The sequence below is a fragment of the Chryseobacterium sp. MIQD13 genome, assembly GCF_050496705.1.
In the GTDB taxonomy this organism is placed as follows: domain Bacteria; phylum Bacteroidota; class Bacteroidia; order Flavobacteriales; family Weeksellaceae; genus Chryseobacterium.
On record NZ_JBNWAF010000004.1, the window covers coordinates 400,100 to 423,385 of the forward strand.

The following is a 23,286-nucleotide window of genomic DNA, read 5'->3' on the forward strand; positions in this document are numbered from 1 at the left end:
GATAAATGAGTGATAGATATTTGAGAAAGGTTAGAAATAAGTGGTGAATTAGAATCAAGATTTAAGATTTCAGACATCAGATTTCAGACTTTTTAAAGCTTAGATTTAATATGTCCTGGCCTATTTATTCTAAGATTCTCAAACTCTCACACTCTAGAAACTTGCCTTTACCTGCATACTTCCGATATGAATGGTTCTGTCTCCAGAATTTCTCCCTTCATAATTTAAATTAAGTTGAAGGAAAGAATTGATCGCCTGTTGAATGAAAACACTCCATACCTGATTTTTCCCTGGCTTAAGGCCATCCAGCATCTGATTTCCTACGATACTGAAATTGTTTCCTGTAAAATTGTTATTAATGAAAGAGAAATTACCCCTGATCGAAGTTTTTTTACGTTCCCATTGAATCGTTCCGGTAATGTCGAACGCTTTCAGTAATTCTTCACCATCAATTCTTTTTTTCTGGCGGTAAGCAGACGATAGTTCAGCCTGAATGGCATCGGTAAATTTATAAGTTGCCTTTGGTTTCGTTTCAATATTATTCAGACGGTAATCTCTTGTGGCAAATAACTGAGATGAATTTTTGAGATCGTGGATCGAATTTTCCCAGTCAACCCTGAACTCTTTATTAAACCAATATCCAATATTGATAAAATGGGAAACCTGCTCACGTTCTTCATTGCTGAAATTGGCATTGATGAGGTTGTCATTGGTAATAAAACGGTAATTTCCGTTCCATCCGGATTTTTCAGTCGGATTAAACTGTACAGAGGCTAAAATATTCTGGTTTTTTAAGATCTGGTCACTGTTTTTTTCAAAAGGATTCAATACCAGAACCTTATCTTTTTTATAGAATGAGTTTTGTGAGTTTAATGAAACATTGAAATTCCAGCGCTTTAAAAATGCATTTTCAGAGTTAAATACAATAGACGGATTGACAAATAATGCTAACTGGATCTTATTTTTATTGGAAGGAATATAGCGAACGGAATTTGTATAAATCCTTATATACTGGGCAAGATCGGAATATTCTGCAATTTCAAATTCATCAAGCTGCTGAACCCCATCTCCGTTGTAATCCGTCCATTTATACACACCCTGTCCGTCAGTTACCTTAAGGTACTGGAATTCCCTTTGTGCTTCCTGTCCGTTTCCAAGCTCATAAAATGCCTGAAGACGCATCCCGTTTCTGAACAGCTGTTGGTTATACAGAATATTTCCAACTACAAAATCATTATTCCTTGTCATGTCGGCTTCATCATTTTGATAAAAGAATTTTCTGTAATGTACCAAAGCATTTAAAGTGGTTCTCTCTGTCTTAATCAGCTGGCTTTCTGCCATGATTCCCAGAATGTTATTCATGCTTTCCAGTCTGTTATCCCGTACAGAATCATTATCCCTCATATACACTTTCGCAAGTAGCTTTGTACGGGTACTGTCGCCGATTTTTTTCTGGACGAAGATCTCTTTCCAGCTGAAACTGGTAACATCCATGAGCTGGGTATCATTATACTTTTTCTCATTATGTTCCATGCTTCCCCCGACAGCCCAGCTTCCTTTTTTTCCTGTGAATTCCGTAGAAACTCCACCTCTGATAAATTTGGTGTCCTGAAGCGTAGCGGTTGTATTAAGATATGAGAGGTTTCCTTTTGTAAAGAATTTGCCCGTGATCCAGCTGAAATCAAGATCATTTTTCATCCCTTTATAGGTGTCCTGTTCATCCAGATAGTTGATGCGGTAATTTAAGGTGGATTTATTATTCCATTTATTTAAAAAGCTGAAAATAAATCTGTTTTGAGTTCTCTGGCTGAATTCCTGAACTAAGTTAAAATCCCTTGAGAATTCCACATCATTGATACGGTCTAGAATATGGAATTGTTTGTCAATATACTGATATTCAAAGCTGGGAGTTCCTTTCCAGTTGTTTTTTGTAAAGCTTTTATTTCCGAAAATACGCCATGCATATCCTATATTCTGAGCTGCATCTTTTGATGAAAATAAATTGATATCATAATTGCTTAAGGAGAAATCTGCACCTATCTTCCCTTCTTTTAAAAGATATTCTGAGTTTACAGAGTAAACCTGTGATTTCTGAGGAGAAGGAAGCTTTCTTACAGCTTTATAATCACCCATATTATTTCCTACATATTCAAATACACGGCCGTTATTGGTAGTCTGGGTAATCTTATAATCACCCTGATTGATACCAAAATAAGTAAACGAGACCTGATAAAGTGTTTCATTCTGATCCGTTGAGAATTCGTAGAAGTTTCCGGCTGGGTTTAAGCGGTACAGGATTTTATTAACATCATATGCCGTAACCACACCTGAAGGAGCATACATCAGATTAGGGTCGTTACCTGCGTCAGCAAGAATCTGTTCGTCTTCTTTTGAAAGGTTTAAAGAAAGAGGGGCATTTTTATTGTCATTTTCCATGAACCAGTTCAGACCTACTTTAAACTTTTCCCTTTGATGCTCTAATTTTCCGGTGAATAAATATCGGGAGTAATTTCTGTTGGTGTAGTTATATGAAATCGTGATGAAATTCTGCTGGAAAATCGGACGGAAACTGGTAAATGTTACCTCTCCGGTATTATAATTTATGATGTAATCCTGGTTTTCCCCACGTTTCATAAGAATACCGTCAATAAATACCTGTTCAGAACCTGAGATAAGGGTAATAAATTGTTCTCCGTTCTTTCCTGTCAAGCGGTATGGTCCCTGGTTACCTTCCACTCCCTGAAAACGGACTCTGTGGAATTCACTTCGGGCGACACCCATAGAAACATCAACAAAAGTCTTGTTATCTTTTCCGAATTCAGTCTGAAACTCAAGCCCCATACTGCGTCTCTGGAATTTAGCAAAATAGGTCTTGGCATCCACAAGGTCAAGATGTCCGGCTCGGAGAATGGACTTATCCTTAATATTCAGCTGCATATAGATCTTGTCAAACTCTTCCAGGGTTTGTGTATAGCCATCAGCCTGAATAGGAAGGTTATGATCCGATATACTGGCTAGAATAGTCACATCTTTAGAAAGCCGCCCTGAAATCTGAAGATCCATAGAACTTTGTACAGACTGGCCCTGATTGTTACCGAATGTAATTCCACGGATAATGGAGCCTTTAGAATTCAATTCTCCCAGGAACCGTTTCTTATCGTTTTTAACGAGTACAGCTTCGTCTACAATTATTTTGTTGTTGGTTTTTACAAAATCAAGAGTATCTTTTGCAAAAATATCCTGCTCAAATCTTGCGGCAAGAACACTGTCTTTTTTAATACTGTCCTCCGGAATATTTGGGTTTTTCCACGAAAATATTTGCGCATGGGCCGAAAATATGCCCATGAAAAACAAACCGATTAAAATAAAAAGATTGCGCAAGTCTTTCAAAATAATTCGTAAAAATAACTAAAAAATGTTAATGGAAATGGGTTAATCATTATTAACAAAAATTTAATCCGATTATTGTCCCAAATGAAAAAAAAAAATTAATTTTGAGAGGTAAATTATTAATAATCAAATTTTTTAAATCATGAAAAAACTTTATTCGTTTTTTGCTACTGTTATGGTAGCATCAAGTATTTTTGCACAAACAGTTTTCAATGCTACGTTTGATGATGTAACAGGAACTGGAGGAAATGACGGTGGCTGGAGCGGAAGTGTAGCTGGCTCAGGTTTTACTGACGGATCTACTTCATATACTACAGGCGGAGCTTGGACCTTTGCAAAAATTTATAGAGGAAGTGGATGTTTAAAAGCAGGAACTTCATCATTAAAAGGAACTGTTACTACTCCAACGATCACTTTATCAGGAAATGCAACTCTAACTTTTAGAGCTGGAGCTTGGAATGGGGCAAGTGAAAATACAACTTTAAATGTTTCTGCTACAGGAGCAACTTTAAGTCAGGCTACTGTAACTCTGGTAAAAGGTGCATTCTCAAATTATACTGTGAATATCACTGGTGCTACAGGTTCTGTAGTTCTTACATTTGAAGGAGCTGTTGCTACTAACAACAGATTCTTTATTGATGATATCAAAGTAACTACAGGAGCACTTGCAGTTTCAGATATCAAAAATATCAAAGCAGGTAACTTTGTAAAAAACACTTTCGTAAAGAGCGACGAAATTACTTTTGGTGCTGATGTGAAAGATGTGAAAGTTTACAACATGTTCGGACAGGTAGTAAAATCTGCTTCTGTAAAACAAGACGGTGCTGTAAACGTTGCTGGCCTAGCAAAAGGGAACTATATTGTTACTGGAACTGTAAATAATGAGCCAGTATCTCAAAAAATCTTGAAAGACTAATTTTAGTTTCTTTATAAATAAAAGCTCCGGCCATTTCGAAGAAATGGCCGGAGCTTTTTTATTAAGTTATGTTTAATGATGATTTTAATTTACAATATTTCTAATAAAAATAAAAATAACGAAAATTGTATTTTATTTTAATTAATTTGATTTATATTGATCTTATTTCGTGGTATTGTTTTTGATGTATCCAGTATGGAAAATCATTAGCCAATGAGTTTGGCTGGAATCAGATGAATACGCCTGTTTCTAAAAGTAAAAGTTAGTTTTCAATATAACATGTTAAAAGAAGCAGCTGTTTATTACAGTTGCTTTTTTTATTTAGTACCATCCTCTTCTGGCAGCATTGATAACAGCTCCAAGGTTAAGTACCAGAGTATATCTGATACGTTTTGCATAATCTTTGAAAGAAGGTTCAAAGCCCAATGAGGATTGTATCGGGAAATAGATTTCAAGAAAATCAGGGATAAGTTTTACTTTGATACCACTATCCCATATAAATTCTGCAGGACGGTTTTTATTTTTATAGATCCCGGCATCAGCATACACATGAAATATCTTCCATACACTTGAATCTACATTAAAAGAAGTGATCCACTGATTAACAGATCCCGGAATGAAAGATTTGAACCCCCCATCAGCCAGGATAAACTGCTGTGAGAGAAGGCCGCTGTTGGCACTCTCACCCAACAGGTTGTAAGAGAAAGAATAATTTGATACCCTTGAAATTCCGTAATTAAATGTACTATTCCGGGTATCATTTCGTATGAAATATCCGGCAAAGAGTCTAACACTCAATTTCTGTTTTGGGGCAAATTCCCATCTGTAAAACCCTTCCGCAGTTATTTTGTTAAAGTCCTCCATACCTTGAGTACTTAAGCTTAAGCTTTTTTCATGAATCATCTGGCTGTCACTGTATCCATACCCGGCGCTCCAGAGATTATATTTGCCATAATCATTGTTGGCAATCATTTTCGGGCTCAGGTCTCTTTCTAGATAATTGTAAGAAAACGCAAGGCTTCTGCTCACCGTACTTCGGGGATTTTTCCTGAAGTTTAAACTGGAAAATATTGATCCTTTTCTGTAAGCCAGCCCATAATCGTAATGATAATAAGAACCGGATACTCCAAAAGTGATGCTTCGGAAAATACTTTCAGCCGGAAGAAAAGAGTAGGAGACAGCTCCTGATCCTGTCAGTTTTCCGGTTCCCGTACTGTAGGTTGGAGTAAATGAATACAGAAATTTCTGATCGAAGAAAGATTGATTTTTTAAATTCACTCCCAAAAGGAATTTATCATACGTATTATTAAAACGTACCCTTGGGCTGATGTATATTTCGTTGTATTCAGGATTGGGAATATCCTTAATAAGCTTAAATTTTATTTTTTTTGCATTCGAAAACAGACCTTTTGCGTATAAAAAGTTGTCCCGGTATTTTGATTCCGGAAAAATATAATCTGAATTGAGAGTAACCTTATGAATATCATCTGAAGCAGGAATAGCAAAATTCGTAATCCTTTCATTTTCTTCTGTGTCTACCCAGTAAGATTTTACTTCGCCCTCGCTTGTCTGTGTTTCAAGCCGTACTGGAATTGGAGAATCTGTATTTTTCCCGATTCTGATATTCAAAGAATCATCCTGTTTCCGGATATTTTTAAGTCTGAAATTAACTCTGTTTTTATGTTTGAGAAAATCACTGAGATATCCTGAGGTTTTCTCTTTTTCTGCCAGTTGCTTAAGAAACTCTTCCGGTTCTATTTTCCTGTCCGTATTTTGAGCAATATAATCTTTCACAATATCGTTGAAACGATCGTAGCCCATTTTTTCCGCCGTATAATTAAAAAGACTTCCGGTTTCAAAACTGCTGACCGCCATATCATTAAAATTGCTCAGAACAGTAAAATTTTCGCTGATCTTCTGATCCAGATTCTGAGACATGATATATTGATAAGCCAGCCCGTAACGGTCAATAAGTTTTACCTTAGAAGCATGAAATAATTTCAATGGTTTTACCCCGAAAATTTTAGTTTCCGGTAAAATGCCCAATAACTTGGTTTCTTTGTAGAATTTTTGAAGATATTGGATTTCCAAATAGGATTTTAAGCCATTCTTGAACCAGTGGCTCTTTTGTTTATCTGCAATAATACTTTCGTCAAGTATTTTTTTTGCAATAATTCCGAAATAATCAAGATCTGTTTTTTCAGAATCGGTAAACAGCTGGAATTTGAATTTCCAGAAAGCAATATCATTATTTCCGAAAAAATCTTCCGAAGACCTGAATTTTTCAGAAATAAAAAGATTTTTTGGAAGCGAACCGATTCTTTCTTTAATAAATTTCAGATGAAGAGGCAGGTAAAATTCAAGGTCCTGCTTTTCTTCCGGTTTCAGATTATATCCAAACTTGATTTCGGTATCTGTACCGTCTACATTTACTTTTATAGAAGGTAGTCCGTTCTCTGAAATCACAAATTCAGGATCGGAGTCCAGGTAACCCTTAAATGCATTCATTTGAATCTGCGGCAGATTACTTTCGATAAAACTATTGGGTGGAAGATCAAAATTGACGGTCCAGAAAGTATTGAAACTTACCGATTCTTCAATATCATGGTAGTTTCTTTTGGAAATATTGTCCGGATCAAAATGATCCGGAACAATAAAGAAATATTTTAATGCAGTTATTTTATCAGATGTACCGTAACCCGTAAATTTCTTGTCGGGAAGTAGTATACTGTACTGAAGCTGTAATTTAACGCTTTCACCAGGTTTCAAAGCCTCTGACAAAGGAAGAAAAAGATTCTCATCTGTAGTGGAATTCGCGGAAACAGGTTGTTCTGCTGAATTTTTGATCTGTAAATCCACAAGTTTACCCAGCTGATCATTTTTGGCAAAATGAAGGTCACTGTTTCTGTCTTCCAGTTTTCTGTATACTAATGAAGTTCCCTTTTTGTTATAAGCAGAAACCCAATTAAGAAGCTTGACCGACTGTAGATCTTTGCCGGAATGATTGTAATACACAATTTCCTGACTAACATCCAGTGTTTTCCTGTCAGCAGATAATTTTGCTTCAATATATATGCTGTCTTTTTGCCCAGAAACCTGTACAATTCCCCAAAACAAAACAAGGCAAGTGGTAATCTTTTTCAATATCCTGTGATAAAGCCCAAATATAAACTTATTTTGAATATATCCAGCAGGATTTTAGCCCTGGACTGTGTTTTTTTGCAAAGAATTAACATACGCATTCCAGCCTTCATTTTTATAGGTAATAGCAGCAGTTTCAGGATCATCAGATTTATAAATACCTCTTCCTACAATGATAAAATCTGAATGAAGCATTTTGAAAACATGTTCAGGAGTATTGTATTGCTGTCCTTTTCCGTCTCCTGAATCCGCAAGGTTAACACCCGGAGTGAAAAGCAGCAGCTCTTCAGGAATCTGGTTTTGTGATACGCCTCCGATTACGTTCGGATGTGATAATGCCACTTTTAAAGCTTCTTCACGATAAGTAGCCGTAGTAAGAGTACCTTTGGAAGACATTCCCACAATAGCAACGACACCTACATTTTTGAAGCAGTCTAAAGATTCAAATCCGCCAATTACCTGTGAAGTAACGAAATCCGCCCAGTCAGTAATTTTGAATACGCCGCTGGTAAACTGCAGCTCCTGTGTGTTACCTATATCTGCAAACTTTCTGTCCTCCATCAGTAAGAACTGATGTTTTTCAGCTAATGCTTTTAGAGGAACAATTGTTTTTCCGTAATCAAAATCTGAAATAATATCAATATGGGTTTTTAATGCAATAATATGAGGACCTACTTTTTCAGCAAGCTCAAGGAGTTCCTGCGTTGTAGTAACATCAGCAGAGGCAATCAGGTTTGATTTTTTTGCCAAAGCTGTTTGCAGGAGCTTTTTAGAAACCGAATGCTGTGCATTTTCCAGTTTCTGTTCGTAAGAATTTCTTGTTTTTTCTTCAAACTGAATATGGTTTCCCTGAAGAAAATCCTGGATTCTTTTTACCTCTTCATCAGACAATTCTCCGGTTTCCTGAAGAATAGCACAAACTTCTGAAATATTGAAAAGGGTATGAACTCTGTAGCCTTTGCTTTCCAGCAGTTGTTTTCCGCCCTGCTCTCTGTCAAGAACCACAACGATGTCAGCTACTTTAAGGTCTTCCTGTTCTACCTCTGCAATAGTTTCCACAAGAGATTTCCCGGAAGTGATCACGTCTTCTACCAGCAGGCAGTTCTGTCCTTTCTGGTAAATACCTTCGATCAGTTTTTTAGTTCCGTAGCTTTTTGCTTCTTTTCTTTTAATAATTAATGGGATATAGCTTTCCAGAGACATTGCAGTAGCCATCGGAAGGGCTGCATAAGGCACTCCGCAGATCAGGTCAAAATTATCCAGTGGAAGCATTTCCAGTAAATAATTTGCCAGGTTCTTTAAGATTTTAGGATCTGAAGCTAAAGGTCTAAGGTCTACATAGAACGGACTTTCAATGCCGCTTTTTAAGGTAAACCTTCCGAATTTGATGATGCCCAGCTTGTAGCACTCTAAGAAAAACTCTTTTTTACTTTCCATTATTTTTTATTAGATAATGCAAATTTAATGATTTGGAACAAGGCTTAAAAATTTATCAATCATTTGTCAATAAAAAACCACCCTGAAATGTTTCAGGATGGCTAAAAGAATATTCTGTAAATTATTATTTTACAATTTCTGCGTCGATAATTTTAGTGCTGTTCAGCCTCTGTTCAGCTTCCCACAGTAAAAATTTATCCACTTCTTTGATAAGTTTCGGAATTGTCATTGATAATACGGCAAGGTCATCCATAACTCCTAAAACGGGTACGGCAAACTCAGGAAGTAAATCAATAGGGGAGATTACATATAGAATTCCCAGAAGAGGAAGAATAATATCGATAGATCTCATCGGGTATATTCCTTTTCTCCATAACTTGACCATTCTGAAAATATCAGGGATTTTTTTTACGAAGCCTTTATGGCTGATGGCTTCTTTTGCAAGATTCAATTTTGAATATTTCATTTTTGTGTTTAGTTTTAATAATTTTTCAACGTAGTAAATTTCGCAAATTCTATACCAATTAATTATAAAATTTAGTTAAAAAAACTACTTGATGATATTGTCAATGAACTGGTGCACAGTCTCTGTGTTCCAATCTTTTGTAGCATCTTCCTTAATAAGGATTCTTCCGGTTTTATCCAAAAGAAAAGTGGTGGGGAATACTTTGGGAAGAATTTTTTCAGAAATCGGGCTTTGGGCAATATATACAGGAACAGTATAATTGTTTTCCTTCAAAAATTTTCTCACATCTTCTTCTTTATCGTTCATGGCAATCAGAACAAAATCTACATGATCTTTTCTGGAATCATACAGCTTCTGGATGGAAGGCCATTCTTTTCTGCACGGAGGGCACCAGGTTCCCCAGAAGTTCAGAAAAACACCTTTGTCTTTAAAGTTTTTAAGATTGGTACTTGGGGCATTGATTCCCTTAAGTTCTATATCATAATCTTCTTCGCTGATGTGGACTGCATTTTCAATGGTGGCAACCGGAAAGAAAGTATCCTTCAGGAAATTCCGGGTTCCGGGAACAAAAGCTATTGCACCAATAATGATGATAAGGACAAGATAAATGATATTCTTTTTCATAGGTTGATCTTTACGGTTATTGTTTACTGTCGGGATTCAATCTATATTATAATAATTCTAAAATTTCCTGAACAGCATCTTTCCCTCTGTTTTTTGCATAATATATCTGCAGATCATTATAGAAAGTATCCTTCGGATAGGCTTCGGGATCTGCTTTATATTTCATTAAAAGCTCATAGCCATATTTAGGACGCGGGCCCCATGAATTCTTTACATTAAAATCCTTATCCAGAATAATTACTTTAGGGATGGATTCTGTACCATTGGTCAGAAACTGATTGATTAAGCTTTTATCACTGTCTCTCAGAAAAACCCTTACCTCATTATGTCCTTCAAAAAATCTGAATACTGCAGGAACCGTTGCACTGGCATCTCCGCACCATGCCTCAGAAATAATCAGAATCTTTCCGTCAAAGTTTTTGGCGGCAAGTTCTTTCAGCTGACCTTCATCCGGGACGTATTTTTTTACCGTTCTGTCCATTCTCTGAAGACCCAGTTCATAATATTGTTTGTATTCTGCTTCTTGTTGGTTGGCAGGATTTTCTAATCTTTCTGTTCCGATGCGGATATATTCTTCAAAAGAAATTCCTTTATCCCAGTAATTTTTCATTACCAAAAATATTTATATTAAAAATTATTGATGTTTCTTGTTTTATTGATTAAAAACAGGTCGGCCAGTACAAAGGCAGCTAAGCTTTCCACAACAGGAACCGCTCTTGGCACTACACATGGATCATGACGGCCTTTTCCTTCAACAATAACAGGATTTCCATGCTTATCCACACTGTCCTGAGGCCGTAAAATAGTTGCGACAGGTTTGAATGCAGCACGGAAATAAATATCCATTCCATTGGATATTCCTCCCTGGATTCCTCCCGAAAGATTAGATTTTGTAGTAAAATCTGTATTGAAAGCATCATTATGCTCTTTTCCTGTCATTTTAGCACCGCAGAAACCGCTTCCGTACTCAAATCCTTTGCAGGCATTGATATTCAGCATAGCTTTGCCAAGTTCAGCCTGAAGCTTGGAAAATATAGGTTCTCCAATTCCTACAGGAACGTTTTTAATCACGCAGGTAACTGTTCCGCCGATAGTGTTACCTTCTTTTTTGATCTCTTTGATTCTTTCGATCATTTTTTCAGCTGTTTCGGCATCGGGGCAGCGTACCGCATTGCTTTCTGTTTTTGAAAAGTCTAAAGCCTGATAAGGTTTTTCACAGAAAATATTGCCTACGGAAGATACATAGGCATTGATTTCGATGCCGGACAAAAGCTGTTTGGCCAATGCTCCTGCAACGACCCAGTTGATGGTTTCCCTTGCTGAAGATTTTCCACCACCGCGATAATCCCTGATACCGAATTTCTGATCATAAGTAAAATCTGCATGACTTGGACGATAAGAATCTGCAATATGATCGTAGTCCTTAGACTTCTGATTTTCATTTTCTATAATAAAACCAATAGGAGTACCCGTAGTTTTTCCGTCAAAAATTCCGGAAAGGAACTTTACCGTGTCACTTTCTTTCCTTTGAGTGACAATTGCAGACTGACCGGGTTTTCTACGATCCAATTCATATTGAATTTTATCGAAATCTACCGTTAAACCTGCCGGAAAATTATTGATGATACCGCCGTAAGCCACGCCGTGACTTTCTCCAAATGTTGTAAGACTGAGAAGATTACCTAATGTGTTGAACATGATACAAAATTACCTATTTTTCTCCAGATAATAAAGTTTCTGTATTTGTTCTATTTATCAGTGTTTTTGATATTATTGATAACGTTGTCTGCTTCTGTTTTTTCCTGTGGTGAAAGTTTTTTCCAGATAAATCCTTTTCTGATGTTTTTTTCATCAATGTATTGCGGAAAGATTCCTGCTTTTATATCATCAAAAATATAACTTGCTGAAATAGCAGGAACAGGAGTGTTAAAATTAAAAGGATAATCTTTTGATACATTGAATTTTAAGTTTCCGGTCCGGAAAGTTTCAAATTTGTTGTAATGATAAGTTGAAGGTTGGTAGAGTTGTTCTTTTTTTAATCCTGTCATGAAATTTCCGGGTCTGAAGCTCGGTATGTATTTCTGGATGAAATTTGGAAAACTTAAAATTCCTGCTACCAATAAACTTGATATGAAGAATAAAACCAGAGAATTCCTTTTACTCAAATGAGTAAACAGAATAAAAAATATTACAAAAAATACATCGATAAAAAAGCGGTACTGTGCTGAAAATGCTAATACCAAAATGCTTTTTATTAATATGGAGATACAGATCAGGGTGATGATTTTTTTCTTTTTAACGAAAGCAAAAACTGAAAACAGAATCAGGCTTATTATAAAAAGAATATTGATTTTTGATTTAATTCCTTCCAGGGTAAACCAGTTTCTGACCGTATCAAAAGAAGAAAACTTCTGAATTTCGTCATAAGTATACTGCATGTCATAGGTTTTCTGAATGGCATATTGTGAAGAAATTTTCAATACCTCAGGATTAGGTCTCCAGCTGAGACCAAAATCACCGACAGAAACTGGAAAGACCGGATATCCGAATGTCCATATATTTTTAATAAAGAATAAAAGAAGAATTCCGGCTCCTAAAATCCAGTTCTTATAATTGGGTTTAAAAATAAATATCGAGGAGAAAAATACCAGTAATGGAAGCCATATCATTGTAGGCTTTATAGAAAAAATAAAAACAGCATATGAAAAGAGCAGGCTGATATTTTTGTTTCCTGTTATAATTTCATTTAAAATAATTAATGATAAAGTAATGACAGGAAGATCGGGACTGGGTGATTGCGAAAAAAGTAATAATACAGGAATGAAACATAGTTGTATCCAGTTTTTTCTTTCAAAAATATAAAGTGTATAGATGACAAGTACAACAGCATTGATTCTTAAAAAAGGATCAGAAAAACCGGAAAATCCTGCCTGAAAAATATGCCAGACAGACATCTGGCCCAATGTAAGATCCAGATTGGAAATTCCTTTCACCAGACCATATTCTGTAAGCCATTTAATAGTCGGGACATAGTAGCCGAAATGATCCAGGATATAAGGATAAAAAGAGCTGCTGTATAAAATGATCAGTGAAATACAGATGATTAATATGGTGTCTTTTTTTGAAAATTTGTTGATTTTCTGATACAGTTTCTTTTGAAAGAAAAAGAAAATACCGGCCATTATAAAAGGAATTTCTACATATATATTAACAGGAATGAAAAAAGCAAGTACAGTCCATATAATGCTGAGCCCTAATATTCCCGTTAACATGCTGCCTGAAACTCCTTCGGATAAAATCCCCGGAAATTTTTCCATGACTTCCCCCCAGCCTGCGAGTACTGTAAGAATGAGAACTGAAGAAAGTAAAAGTAAAATCATAAAAAAAGATTGCCTAAAAATAAGCAATCTTTAAATGTTATCGTGAAAATATTAATTAACGTGGTTGAACTCTTCCGTCTTTTCTGTCTCCGGCTCTACCGATCGTGTAACCGGTTGCACCACCTACTACACCACCAATTACTGCACCCAGACCTCTGTTTTTCTTAGCTACAATGGCTCCCAGTGCGGCACCACCTACAGCACCAATAGCGGTTCCTTTGGCGGCTTTACTCCATCCTTTCTTCTGGGTAGCAGTGGTCCCCTGTGAAGAACTGCTTCCATTGTCTGCATAAGTTCCTCCTCCTGAGTTAGAATTTGACTCTCTGTCTCTGTAAACTGTTCTTGTTTCTCTTATGACCTGAGGTTTTGAGTTATTGGCGGCAGCTGCCTGAGACTTTTTGGTTTCGGCAATGCTGTCTGCTTTTTTCTGTGCTTCGTACACTATTTTTTCTTTCTCAATAGCCAGCTTTTGTTTTTCTATTTCAAGCTGTCTTGCCTGAAATTCAATTTTCTGTTCTTCAAGAGATTTTTCGGCTGTTCTTTCGTCTTTTTTACAGGCTGTCAGTAAAAAAACTGATAAAAAACCTGCTAATACTATCTTTCTCATAATTCAAATTTTAATAAATAGTTTTAGCCAAAACGGCAGCAACTTTCTATTTATTTTCAATTATGAAGCCAAAATTTAGTTAATAAATGTTAAAGTGCTAAATTTTATAATAAAACTAAAAGACAAAATCTGGCTCTTTTGTGATATAGAGAGGGATGGATGTAATTTTAAGTTAATTAAAAGTTTTTATTCAGTTCATATGAATTGGTTACTTTTGAAATAACCAAATTACTTTAATATGAAAATATCAATTTTTAAGACATTGGCTTTGGCAGCCTTGTCAGTTATGGCTGTCTCGTGTTCTCCAAACGATGATATGATGACAGATGTTAAGCCTGAGGCTCATTCTGAAGCTTCTAAAGAAATTTCAAAAACAAAAACCTATAAGCTAAGATTCGGTATTGTCAATTTGGATGGGACGAAATCACTTTCAGGAAACTATGATGTAGGAAGCTTTCTGGCTGAGAATACAGTGACAGGAGAGGTTTATGATACTTATTATAGTGGAGGCTTTCAGACACTTCCTGCATATAATGAGGGAATTCCGGAAGGAACATATACATTTTCTGCAATGCAGGGTCAAGGTGGCTGGGCGGGTTATGGTTCTGTAACCGGAACTGTATCAGATGCTCAGGTAGATGCTGATGGGTATATTACAGTATATATTCCGATGACCTGGGCTGAATAAAGAGAAGATTAATGAACTTTATGAATCCTTGCAAGAGGATTTTTAATTTGTGTTTTTGGGCCTCCTGATTTGGAGGCTTTTTTGTTGATAAGTCTGTGGAGCTTGCTGGTCTGATAGTTCAAAAGTTTATAAATTTCCTGTGAGCTGGTGTATATTTCCGGAACCTTCAGATGAGGATTGATGCCGGATGTTATGTTGTAAGGAAATAATTATTTGAAGAATCAAGTAAAAAATAGAATAAAAAAGAGGTTTATGACTGAACTCATAAAATGAAAAGATAAAAGATGGTAATTTTGAAGGTAGAATTAATAATGAATAGTTTTTAATTTAAATTATAAAAATTTTTTTCATCATTTGTGTTTTTGAGGCCTCTGTTAAAGAGGCTTTTTTATTTCTATCTTCTTGAAGTTGATGAAAAGAAGTAACATCAGTATATGACATTGATCATGAAAATATATTGGGTATTGATCCGGGGCTCTGTTTTTTTATTGCTTTATTATTCACTGTAATTAACCAGTCTGTAAGGATATTTTTACTTCTGGTTTATATAAATACATAGATGTGCAGTTATCATTATTGTAAAAAGAAAATTTAAAAAGTATTTTTCAGAATGACAACTTTGGCACGATTTTTCAATGTATCAAGCAACTCATGTTTAATTTGAGTTTTCATGGTTATTAGTTTTTATCCCCGAAGCAATTCGGGGATTTTTTGTTTGGTGCTGATGCGAATGATGAATGATTAGCTTATATGCTGAAAATAAAAATCCTTACTTTTTGAAAGTAAGGATCTACATAGAAATTACAGTAATTTAAGAAAATTATTTAAAATCAGACTGGAAGGTTTTTCTCCATTTTGTTACTGTATTTCGGCTAAGCTTAAAATAATTCGCCAATTGGATATTATTCAGCTTGTTTTTTTGCTGATAATCTAAAATATAGGTAATTGTAGATTCATCATAAGCTTTATATTTTTGATTATTTATAAATGATTCTTTATCGCAGATTCCGAAAATTATTTCATTAAGTTTAACAACATCCAGTATTGATAATTCTTTTTTATCCAGAATAGATTGACATTTTATCCTTTTTTCAGGATGATTTTTTGAGATGATATCAGTAAATATCAGCTTGTAATTTGGGAGATTGCTTTTTTTCATCGTTACGTGTTTTTATATTATTACTTAGCTATCTGTTTTATCTTTATTTTGCTGATTATATTTATTGATCCACTTATGCAGTGTGGTTCTGGGAATTCTGTAGTTTTCAATCACCTGCTGTATGCTTTTTTCTCCTGTACTGATTTCATTCAGTATAAAGTCAATAATTTCTTTGGTATAAATGCTTTTTCTGAACTGGGGCAGCGAGATATTTTTAAGGTTAATATTTTTTTGCACCGGTGAATATAAAATCAGATGCTGGGAATATATTCTGAAAAAATCATAGTCCAATAATTTGCACCATTTGAGAATATAAGCGGAGTTCATATCACTTAACTGAAACATCTTTTCTATTTCTTCTTCATTAAGTTTAAAAAAATTACATGTTCTTTTCATTGGAATACCTAATTCCTTCCATCTGCTTTCAATTAGATTTCCAATGTGAATGTTTTTTAAATTGATCATAATATTTTAAAATTCCTTTTGTTTTTCAGGTAAATTCAATATGATTTTGTGATTACCGGATCAGTTGCATAGAATATTCTTTCCTGATTTCCATCGTCATCCATTACGGTTATGTACCGTTTATTTTTTTATTATTGAACCGGAGTTGCTATAATATCTAACCTGTCATAAGGCGAACCCCCGAAAGTTGCTTTTATTCCCTGAAGATTATCATACGCATACACATATCCTTTTAGCTCGACGGAATAAGCGCCGGGAGATAAAATAAGAGAACAGTTTCCTTTTGGATAATAAAATCCTTTTGTGTAATTAGCAGATGAATTCATGAAAGGCATTGCATCTGTATACAATGTATCACTTAGTGTAAACGGGCTGCCTGCAGGAAGGCTTTTCCATGCCAGACGGGCTCCTATTTGTTTGGATGCTCCATCGGTCAAATTACCACCTGTTGTATTAGTTATACTGCCAACACTTAACTGATAAGAAAAGCTGACCATTGAAGTTTGGGTAAGTGTAAAACTTCTTATAAGCAGATTACTGGTATAGCTTGCAATACCGGCCACAGAAGATACAGATAAGGTTGCAGATATAGCATCTATACCGTTTGCTCCGGCAAGAATCTGTGGTAATAAGAGAGTGGTAGACCTTGTAGTTATATTTCCATTGGTATCACTGGTTACTATCTTAGTGTCCGCAGTATTAATCCCCAATCCGGAAAGGCGTATGCTTCCTGATGTATGCAGTTGGGCTGATGGATTAGACACATTAATACCAAGATTACCATTATTAAGAATTGATGCTATTTCTTTATTGGTATTACTTACTTTCAAAGCCTTTGGTGTGTTTCCAATACTTACTATATCCAGCATTGCGGAAGGATTGGAAGTACTTATGCCTACTTGAGAATATAAACAACAGCTGTTTATCAGAAAAATCATAAAGTACCGATTAAAACTATTCATAATTGTTTTTGATGATTTAATTTATTGTGCAGATGTTGCCGTAATGTCGAACCTGTCGTAATTATTACCTCCGAATGTGGCACGGATTCCCTTGTTATTGTCATAAGCATTTATAAATCCTTGTAATTCAACAGAATAATTGCCGGGAGGTAAAAGTATCGAACAGCTGTTTGATAAATAGAAGCTTCCACTTACATAATTATCCCCTGTGTTCGAAAAGGGTATGGCACTAGTGCATATCATCCCATTTACTGAAAAAGCACTGCCAGCTGGTAAAGTCTTCCAGATTAAGTTAGTGCCAATCTGCTTGGCGGCGCCATCATTAAAGGCAGAGCTTCCGGATGAGCTCATTAGATTCATTGCCCCTAAACTATAAAAGAAAGTAACTAGAGACGTTTGCGAAAGAGTGAAACTCTTAACCAGCAGGGCATTCGTATAAGCGGGAACATTATTTATAGAAGATATTGTCTGGGCGGAGCTTACAGCATCTAAACCATTAGCTCCGGCAATTACCTGAGGCAATAATGTGGAGGTAGATCTTGTAGTAAGATTTCCAGAAGTATCTGCTGTTAGTACCTTTGTATTATTTGTATTGGTACTCAGCCCCTCCATTCGTACAGTGCCTGTAGTGTGCAGTTGGGCTGCAGGATTTGAAGTTCCAATCCCTACGTTTCCATTATCGAGAACGGTTAGTAATTCTTGTGAACTGGAGTTATTAACCTCCAGGGCTTTTGTTGCATAAGTGCTGCCTTTACTTACAATATCTAATGCTGCAGAAGGAATATTTGTATTAATGCCTACCTGAGAAAAAATAAAATTACTGTAAATTAAAAAAATATATGATATTATTTTTTTGTTCATATTCAATGTGTTTTGTTTTTGTTGCAAAACTATTACACCGAATATAGAATGTGTAAAATATTGACACACATTTTATTACAAAATATTACAGAATATTACATAGATGCTCAAAAGAGATTGTTAAAGAATTAAATTACTGTATTTTCATAAGCCACACATAAATATTTTCCGAGTTAATAATATTAAGTTTTTTTCTTATTCTGGACTTTCTGGTTTCTACAGATCCCACCGACGATTTTTTAAATGTGGCGATCTGTTTCGTATCAAAATTCAGTTTCATTAATGCACAGTATTCCAAATCCGAAGGGGTGAGTTGTGGATTTATTTCAAGAAGCTTCTGATTAAATGTTGGGAATAGTTCAGAAAACTTAAGAGGAAATGAAGGACTGTTATTTTTGGCGAGTTCTATGATGATATTCAATTCCTGTGAATCAGTTGCAGGTATTTGTTTTTCAATGGGACCAGCAGATTGATTGGCTTCAGTTTTTCTTTCCATTTCTTCATTAAAAGTCTTTTCTTTTATAAACCGTTTTTTTCTTTTTAAAAAAATGAAAATTAAAACTGATACAATCAGAATAAGTAGAATGCCAGTGATAATAAATTGAGCAGGTTTTTGTTGATCATATTCTGTTTTTTCTGATTTTGCTACTTCCTCTACAGCCGTTTTTTCTACAGCCGATAAGCTATCGCTTAACTTTTTTGCTTTCTCAATATATACCGACTGATTTTTATAATCCTGAAGGCCTTTATATGATTCAGAAATTCCGGAATAGCTTGTTACCAGCTCCAGGGGAAGGATTTTATATTTTTGTGAAAAATAGATTGATTTATTAAAATACTCAACTGCTTTTTGATAATTTTTTTTCCTGTTTTCAATACTTCCTTTGAGGCTGTAAAACGAAATGTATTCGGGACTCTCTTTGATATTTCTGGTTAACCCTTCATACCAGAGCAAATATTTTTCTGCCTCTGAAATTTTATCCTGATAAAAAAGTATCAAAGCCAAATTTTTGACATTTTTAGCTATGCTCCCATTTCTGTAAGGAAGATTGGGATTTAATTTTTTAGATTCGGTATATGCTTTATAAAAATAAAACTGAACAGAATCATATTTCTTTTCCAGGATATTTTCCTGAAGTTTATTTTCAGCTATTTTTCTTAAAGCCTGTGATTTAGCCAGATACTTTCTGTCATTTTCTTGAATCTTATCTGCAATTGCCAGTGCTTTACGGGCACTCTTGTCGGCTTTGTCATAATATCCCAGGTGAGAATAAACGTTGCTTTGCAGTCTTAGCAGATCCGACCAGATTACAGAATTGTTACTCTTTTCAGCGAGTAGAAGACCTTCAGTAATTTTATTTAAACTTTCCTTATAATTCTGTTCATTAATATATATTTCAGACATTTTTACAAGGGCTCTCAGTTCTCCTTTTTCATACTTTATGTTTTGGGATTGATAATATATTTCTGTACATAAACGAAGCATTTCTTTTGATCCTTTATTGGCATAAACCTGCTTGGCGGTAGCTACTGCCCACAAGCTGTCAATAGTTTTTGGATTTGTTTTTTGTCCGTATATGCTATTGAAAAAAAGAAAGAGAGAATAAAAAATATACTTTTTTATCATTAGTGTTATTTTCAGACAAAAGTACATTTTTACTGAATAAAATTTAGATTTTAGATTAGAAGTGATCTAAGTAAACTGAATTTCTAATTTAAATTTAAAATAAAGTACTGATAAATTGAGATTACAGAATGGACTAAACTTCACTATATATTTTAATTTGATTTAATAAAACTGGCTAGTCGGTCAAAATACAAATACATGGCTTCCAACAAACAAAAGAGTTGATATTTCATCATATAATCAATAACCCTGGTGTCAATCCGCACCAATATATTAAATATAAGTACTTGATATGTTGATGCTGGATGCCCCCCTTGATAAAAATAAGAAAATAAAAACCCTCTAAAAGAGGGCTTGATTTAAGTTTTTTTGATTGATATAATTTAAGGCTTGTGTTTGCATTGGAATTCTACACACTGAAGTCTATACTCCTCACATACACCGGTCTCTGGATCGGCACAGGGTAGAAGTCCTCCAGTAATTACTCTCAATTCTTTTTTGTTCAGTTTTTTTCCTTTTTGAAGATTTTGATTTTTCATATTGAATTTTTTTTGATTTGTGATAGTAAATATAACAATTAAATCATCACACAGGGATAATTAATTTTTAAATTGGTTTAGCTTTTCTGCTTATCTTTACTCCATGGAAGAAATAGAAGAATTAGAAAGACAAATAATGAAACTTGTGGGTTTCCATATATTGTATTCGGAGCAGTACGCGCACGCGTGAGTATTGGTTGTAAAGTAATAAGAAATCTATATCCCATTATCTGTTTGTGAATGAAGGTTTTTCTACGGTCATTACGAGGGTATAGAAATTAGTTTTATAAAAAATGTGATTTATTATTTTGTCGAAGGTAATAGTACACATCCATAATAAGCAAGATGTTGTAGTAAGAGTGTAAATTTCATGAATTAACGTTTATGCAATATACAATAAGTTCAGATTTTAAGAAGTATATATAAGTTAGGTTACTCTAATTTTTATAATCTGAAAAGAACGGAGTTTTTGACAGTCAAAACGTGGGCGCGACGGATGTAAAAATAGCTGTTTTCTACATTGTTGACACATAAATAGACAAAAAATAAAAAACCTTTCTATAATCTACTGAAATTCAGTTTTATATAGAAAGGCTCTGAGGTACCTAGCGGATTCGAACCGCTGTAGATGGTGTTGCAGACCACTGCCTAGCCGCTCGGCCAAAGTACCATTTTTACCATTTTTGAGGTGTGCAAATATAGCAAAAATTTTTAACGAACAAAAATTTTTAAATCATTTCTTTCGCTCCAATGCTGTTGATATCGCTTTTTAGCTGTCTTTCAGCTTCATAATCTTTGATGTTGATGACACGGGTATTGCTCCAATTATCATGAAAGCCATTTTCACCCAGGAATGACAATTGATCAACCAATATAATCCCTCTGATTATATTTCTTAAAAAATAATCTCCGACAGAAGGTTTCTGTCCGTCAGTCATGATTACTCTGGTCCCTGTAATCAGTTTTCCAAGGCTTCTTCCTCCGGTTACGGCTTCTATAAAAAAAGTAAACAGGATATAGGAAATAATGCCTATCAGTCTTTGTACAATATCACTGGTATTGGTAATCCACTCTCTGTAAGCAGGGCTGATAACCATCAGTATCATAAGAATCACAAAAAATGCAATATAAAAAGCAACCAGGTCAATTAAATAATTTGCAAATCTGGCTCCTTTGGAAGCCCGGTGTCTGTCAACAATCTGTAGATATTTTCTCATTTGTATTAGTTTTTAGTTTTCATATAAATTTACATTCCGTTTAGTATTAATTTTAAAGTAGCATTCGTTTCAATTACTGCAGTAATCCCGGATTCGTTTAAAAGGACACTGCCTGGTTTCAGATTGAAAACCCTTCCATTCATTTTTAATCCTTTATAATATTCTTTGTTAAATGCTTCTTCTATACTCTTTTTTGAGGCCAGTTCCAGATCCTGTGTTGGAATTCCATATTCCTCTTCAATCATCTTGACAATTTTTCCTTTAAAAAGCAGAGTGGCTGTTTTTTGCAGAATATTGGCTGTTTTTAGATTGAATTTCGTATTGGATAAAACTATTTTCTTTTTGGTTTCATCATATACGGGGATTCCGGAAATAATGGCTTTACCATTCACGTAACCTTCTGTTTCAGCCTCAATGATCACTCTTCCTTCTGCACCATAAACACGAATATCTTTGATCTTTACTTTAGAGCCTCTGACATCGTATTCTTTGTTCATGAACATATTTCTGGCAATATTGGTTGCTTCAGAAAAAGGAACGTTGGCAGTGGTCTGCAAAAGGAATTTATCTGCCAAAACCGGAACCACATTAAAATTTCCGGCTGATTTTATCACTGGTGAAGCTGCAGGCTTCCTTCCTGTAAATGTTTCTGAATAAATATCCATCCCGATATTCGTGGTGATTTCATTCCCGTAGAATTTTAGCGGAGTGATATTCACACCAATCGGGCTTATTTTCAGCCATGTATTATATTCTTCCGAAATATTAAATGGCTGTGAAAAAACATTCCATGCCATTACCGCATACTGTTGGAAATTCAGTTGAGCGGCCATTTGCTGATCAATGGTTTTTGCGAATTTTCCCTGTTGCTCTTTCAGGCTTTTTTCTACCAGTGAAGTAATAGGAATCTGTATTTTACCATAATCCAGAACCGGTTTTGTTACCCATCTGAAACCATTAGGCTGTGTGTATGTAGAAATCGTCCAGTTATTTTTAAAACTGATGGATGTATTGAAAGACATTACAGTTTCAAAAGTAGTGTTCTGATAAGAATATACTCCCAACGTGCCAATTCCTTTCTCTGCCCATATTTTTAAAGGAACCTCGATCAGGATATTTTGGTTTGTTCCTCCTACCAGACGGATAGGGCGGGTCTTCCATACTTTTACTTTGAACTGGTCATTATTGTTATCCGTATAAGAATCATCCTGAAATACCAGTTCTTTTACCGAAGCATTGATCATATTACTGATTTCGGCTAGCGGAATCGTTACAGGCATGGTAATGCTGGACTTTATCTTTGGAAAGTTATAAGTTGCGGATTGATTATCAACAGCAGTCTGGCCAAAAACCATGGCAAAACTTAATAAAAATAATAATTTGATGGATTTCAATTCTTTATATTTTTTGTGAAGATAGAAATTTTTAAAAATCGCCGGGCTTGAAACTTCTTTCCAGTTCAATACTTGCCCCTTTCATTTCGCCCTGCATAGGTGGAGAGGTTTTTGTGATCCTCAGTTTAATGTAGGAAATCTGGGAAAAATTTTCATGGATCTTCATGATAATTCTTCCAGCCACATGTTCCAGTAATTTAGATCGAATGGCCATTTCCTGATGAATGATCCCGTTGATATCTGCATAGCTTATCGTATCATTCAGGTCATCCGTTTCTGCAGCGGTCCAAAGATCTGTATGCAGCTCCGCATTTAAAATATAATAGGTCCCGATGATATTTTCTTCGGGAAGTACACCGTGGTAAGCATATATTTTTACATCTTCAAGAAAGATCTTGCTCATAGCTCCTGAT

Annotated in this window: 20 protein-coding genes and 1 tRNA gene; 2 read left to right on the forward strand and 19 right to left on the reverse strand. The window is 35.1% G+C overall.

What is annotated here, in order from left to right; genetic code table 11:
- Window positions 1-153 precede the first annotated feature (153 nt).
- On the reverse strand, window positions 154-3,345 hold the full coding sequence (locus tag ACQWU4_RS18765) for a hypothetical protein (RefSeq protein ID WP_429937270.1): 3,192 nt from the start codon (window positions 3,343-3,345) through the stop codon (window positions 154-156).
- 187 nt (window positions 3,346-3,532) lie between these two features.
- Between ACQWU4_RS18765 and ACQWU4_RS18770 the strand changes: the two genes are divergently transcribed.
- Window positions 3,533-4,306, forward strand: coding sequence for a T9SS type A sorting domain-containing protein (locus ACQWU4_RS18770; RefSeq protein WP_429937271.1), 774 nt, complete (start codon window positions 3,533-3,535; stop codon window positions 4,304-4,306).
- A gap of 321 nt (window positions 4,307-4,627) precedes the next feature.
- Here the strand turns inward: ACQWU4_RS18770 and ACQWU4_RS18775 are convergent, their stop codons facing one another.
- From ACQWU4_RS18775 to ACQWU4_RS18810, 8 genes are all read right to left on the reverse strand, one after another.
- Entirely contained in the window at window positions 4,628-7,450 is a 2,823-nt protein-coding gene (locus tag ACQWU4_RS18775; protein WP_429937272.1) for an aminopeptidase, read from the reverse strand.
- Between the two features lie 54 nt (window positions 7,451-7,504).
- Window positions 7,505-8,884: an orotidine-5'-phosphate decarboxylase gene (gene pyrF / locus ACQWU4_RS18780; protein ID WP_429937273.1), complete on the reverse strand. Its 1,380-nt coding sequence runs from the start codon at window positions 8,882-8,884 to the stop codon at window positions 7,505-7,507.
- A gap of 124 nt (window positions 8,885-9,008) precedes the next feature.
- On the reverse strand, window positions 9,009-9,350 hold the full coding sequence (locus tag ACQWU4_RS18785; RefSeq protein WP_429937274.1) for a YkvA family protein: 342 nt from the start codon (window positions 9,348-9,350) through the stop codon (window positions 9,009-9,011).
- Window positions 9,351-9,434: 84 nt separating this feature from the next.
- The gene (locus ACQWU4_RS18790; RefSeq protein WP_429937275.1) at window positions 9,435-9,974 is read right to left on the reverse strand and encodes a TlpA family protein disulfide reductase; all 540 of its coding nucleotides are present in this window, start codon (window positions 9,972-9,974) and stop codon (window positions 9,435-9,437) included.
- Between the two features lie 46 nt (window positions 9,975-10,020).
- On the reverse strand, window positions 10,021-10,584 hold the full coding sequence (locus ACQWU4_RS18795) for a thioredoxin family protein (protein ID WP_429937276.1): 564 nt from the start codon (window positions 10,582-10,584) through the stop codon (window positions 10,021-10,023).
- 17 nt (window positions 10,585-10,601) lie between these two features.
- Window positions 10,602-11,672, reverse strand: a complete 1,071-nt coding sequence (gene aroC / locus ACQWU4_RS18800) for a chorismate synthase (protein ID WP_429937277.1) — start codon at window positions 11,670-11,672, stop codon at window positions 10,602-10,604.
- A gap of 50 nt (window positions 11,673-11,722) precedes the next feature.
- On the reverse strand, window positions 11,723-13,354 hold the full coding sequence (locus ACQWU4_RS18805; protein ID WP_429937278.1) for an LIC_10190 family membrane protein: 1,632 nt from the start codon (window positions 13,352-13,354) through the stop codon (window positions 11,723-11,725).
- Window positions 13,355-13,409: 55 nt separating this feature from the next.
- Window positions 13,410-13,961, reverse strand: a complete 552-nt coding sequence (locus ACQWU4_RS18810) for a glycine zipper domain-containing protein (RefSeq protein WP_429937279.1) — start codon at window positions 13,959-13,961, stop codon at window positions 13,410-13,412.
- A gap of 238 nt (window positions 13,962-14,199) precedes the next feature.
- Here ACQWU4_RS18810 and ACQWU4_RS18815 point away from each other — a divergent pair, with 238 nt between their 5' ends.
- Entirely contained in the window at window positions 14,200-14,649 is a 450-nt protein-coding gene (locus ACQWU4_RS18815) for a hypothetical protein (RefSeq protein ID WP_429937280.1), read from the forward strand.
- Window positions 14,650-15,469: 820 nt separating this feature from the next.
- Here the strand turns inward: ACQWU4_RS18815 and ACQWU4_RS18820 are convergent.
- From ACQWU4_RS18820 to folB, 10 genes are all read right to left on the reverse strand, one after another.
- Complete coding sequence (locus ACQWU4_RS18820; RefSeq protein WP_429937281.1) at window positions 15,470-15,808, reverse strand: helix-turn-helix domain-containing protein; 339 nt, start codon at window positions 15,806-15,808, stop codon at window positions 15,470-15,472.
- 24 nt (window positions 15,809-15,832) lie between these two features.
- Window positions 15,833-16,273: a transposase gene (locus tag ACQWU4_RS18825; protein ID WP_429937282.1), complete on the reverse strand. Its 441-nt coding sequence runs from the start codon at window positions 16,271-16,273 to the stop codon at window positions 15,833-15,835.
- A gap of 131 nt (window positions 16,274-16,404) precedes the next feature.
- Window positions 16,405-17,211, reverse strand: a complete 807-nt coding sequence (locus ACQWU4_RS18830; RefSeq protein ID WP_429937283.1) for a hypothetical protein — start codon at window positions 17,209-17,211, stop codon at window positions 16,405-16,407.
- Between the two features lie 45 nt (window positions 17,212-17,256).
- A complete protein-coding gene (locus ACQWU4_RS18835) occupies window positions 17,257-18,096 on the reverse strand; it encodes a hypothetical protein (RefSeq protein ID WP_429937284.1) in 840 nt (279 codons plus the stop codon).
- 133 nt (window positions 18,097-18,229) lie between these two features.
- Entirely contained in the window at window positions 18,230-19,723 is a 1,494-nt protein-coding gene (locus ACQWU4_RS18840) for a hypothetical protein (RefSeq protein ID WP_429937285.1), read from the reverse strand.
- 383 nt (window positions 19,724-20,106) lie between these two features.
- On the reverse strand, window positions 20,107-20,262 hold the full coding sequence (locus tag ACQWU4_RS18845; RefSeq protein ID WP_429937286.1) for a bacteriocin: 156 nt from the start codon (window positions 20,260-20,262) through the stop codon (window positions 20,107-20,109).
- A 599-nt stretch (window positions 20,263-20,861) separates the two neighbouring features.
- Window positions 20,862-20,932, reverse strand: a tRNA-Cys gene (locus tag ACQWU4_RS18850).
- A gap of 58 nt (window positions 20,933-20,990) precedes the next feature.
- Window positions 20,991-21,479, reverse strand: a complete 489-nt coding sequence (locus ACQWU4_RS18855) for an RDD family protein (protein ID WP_429937287.1) — start codon at window positions 21,477-21,479, stop codon at window positions 20,991-20,993.
- Between the two features lie 29 nt (window positions 21,480-21,508).
- A complete protein-coding gene (locus ACQWU4_RS18860; protein WP_429937288.1) occupies window positions 21,509-22,873 on the reverse strand; it encodes a DUF4403 family protein in 1,365 nt (454 codons plus the stop codon).
- 31 nt (window positions 22,874-22,904) lie between these two features.
- The gene (folB, locus tag ACQWU4_RS18865; RefSeq protein ID WP_429937289.1) at window positions 22,905-23,276 is read right to left on the reverse strand and encodes a dihydroneopterin aldolase; all 372 of its coding nucleotides are present in this window, start codon (window positions 23,274-23,276) and stop codon (window positions 22,905-22,907) included.
- Between the last annotated feature and the right edge of the window lie 10 nt (window positions 23,277-23,286).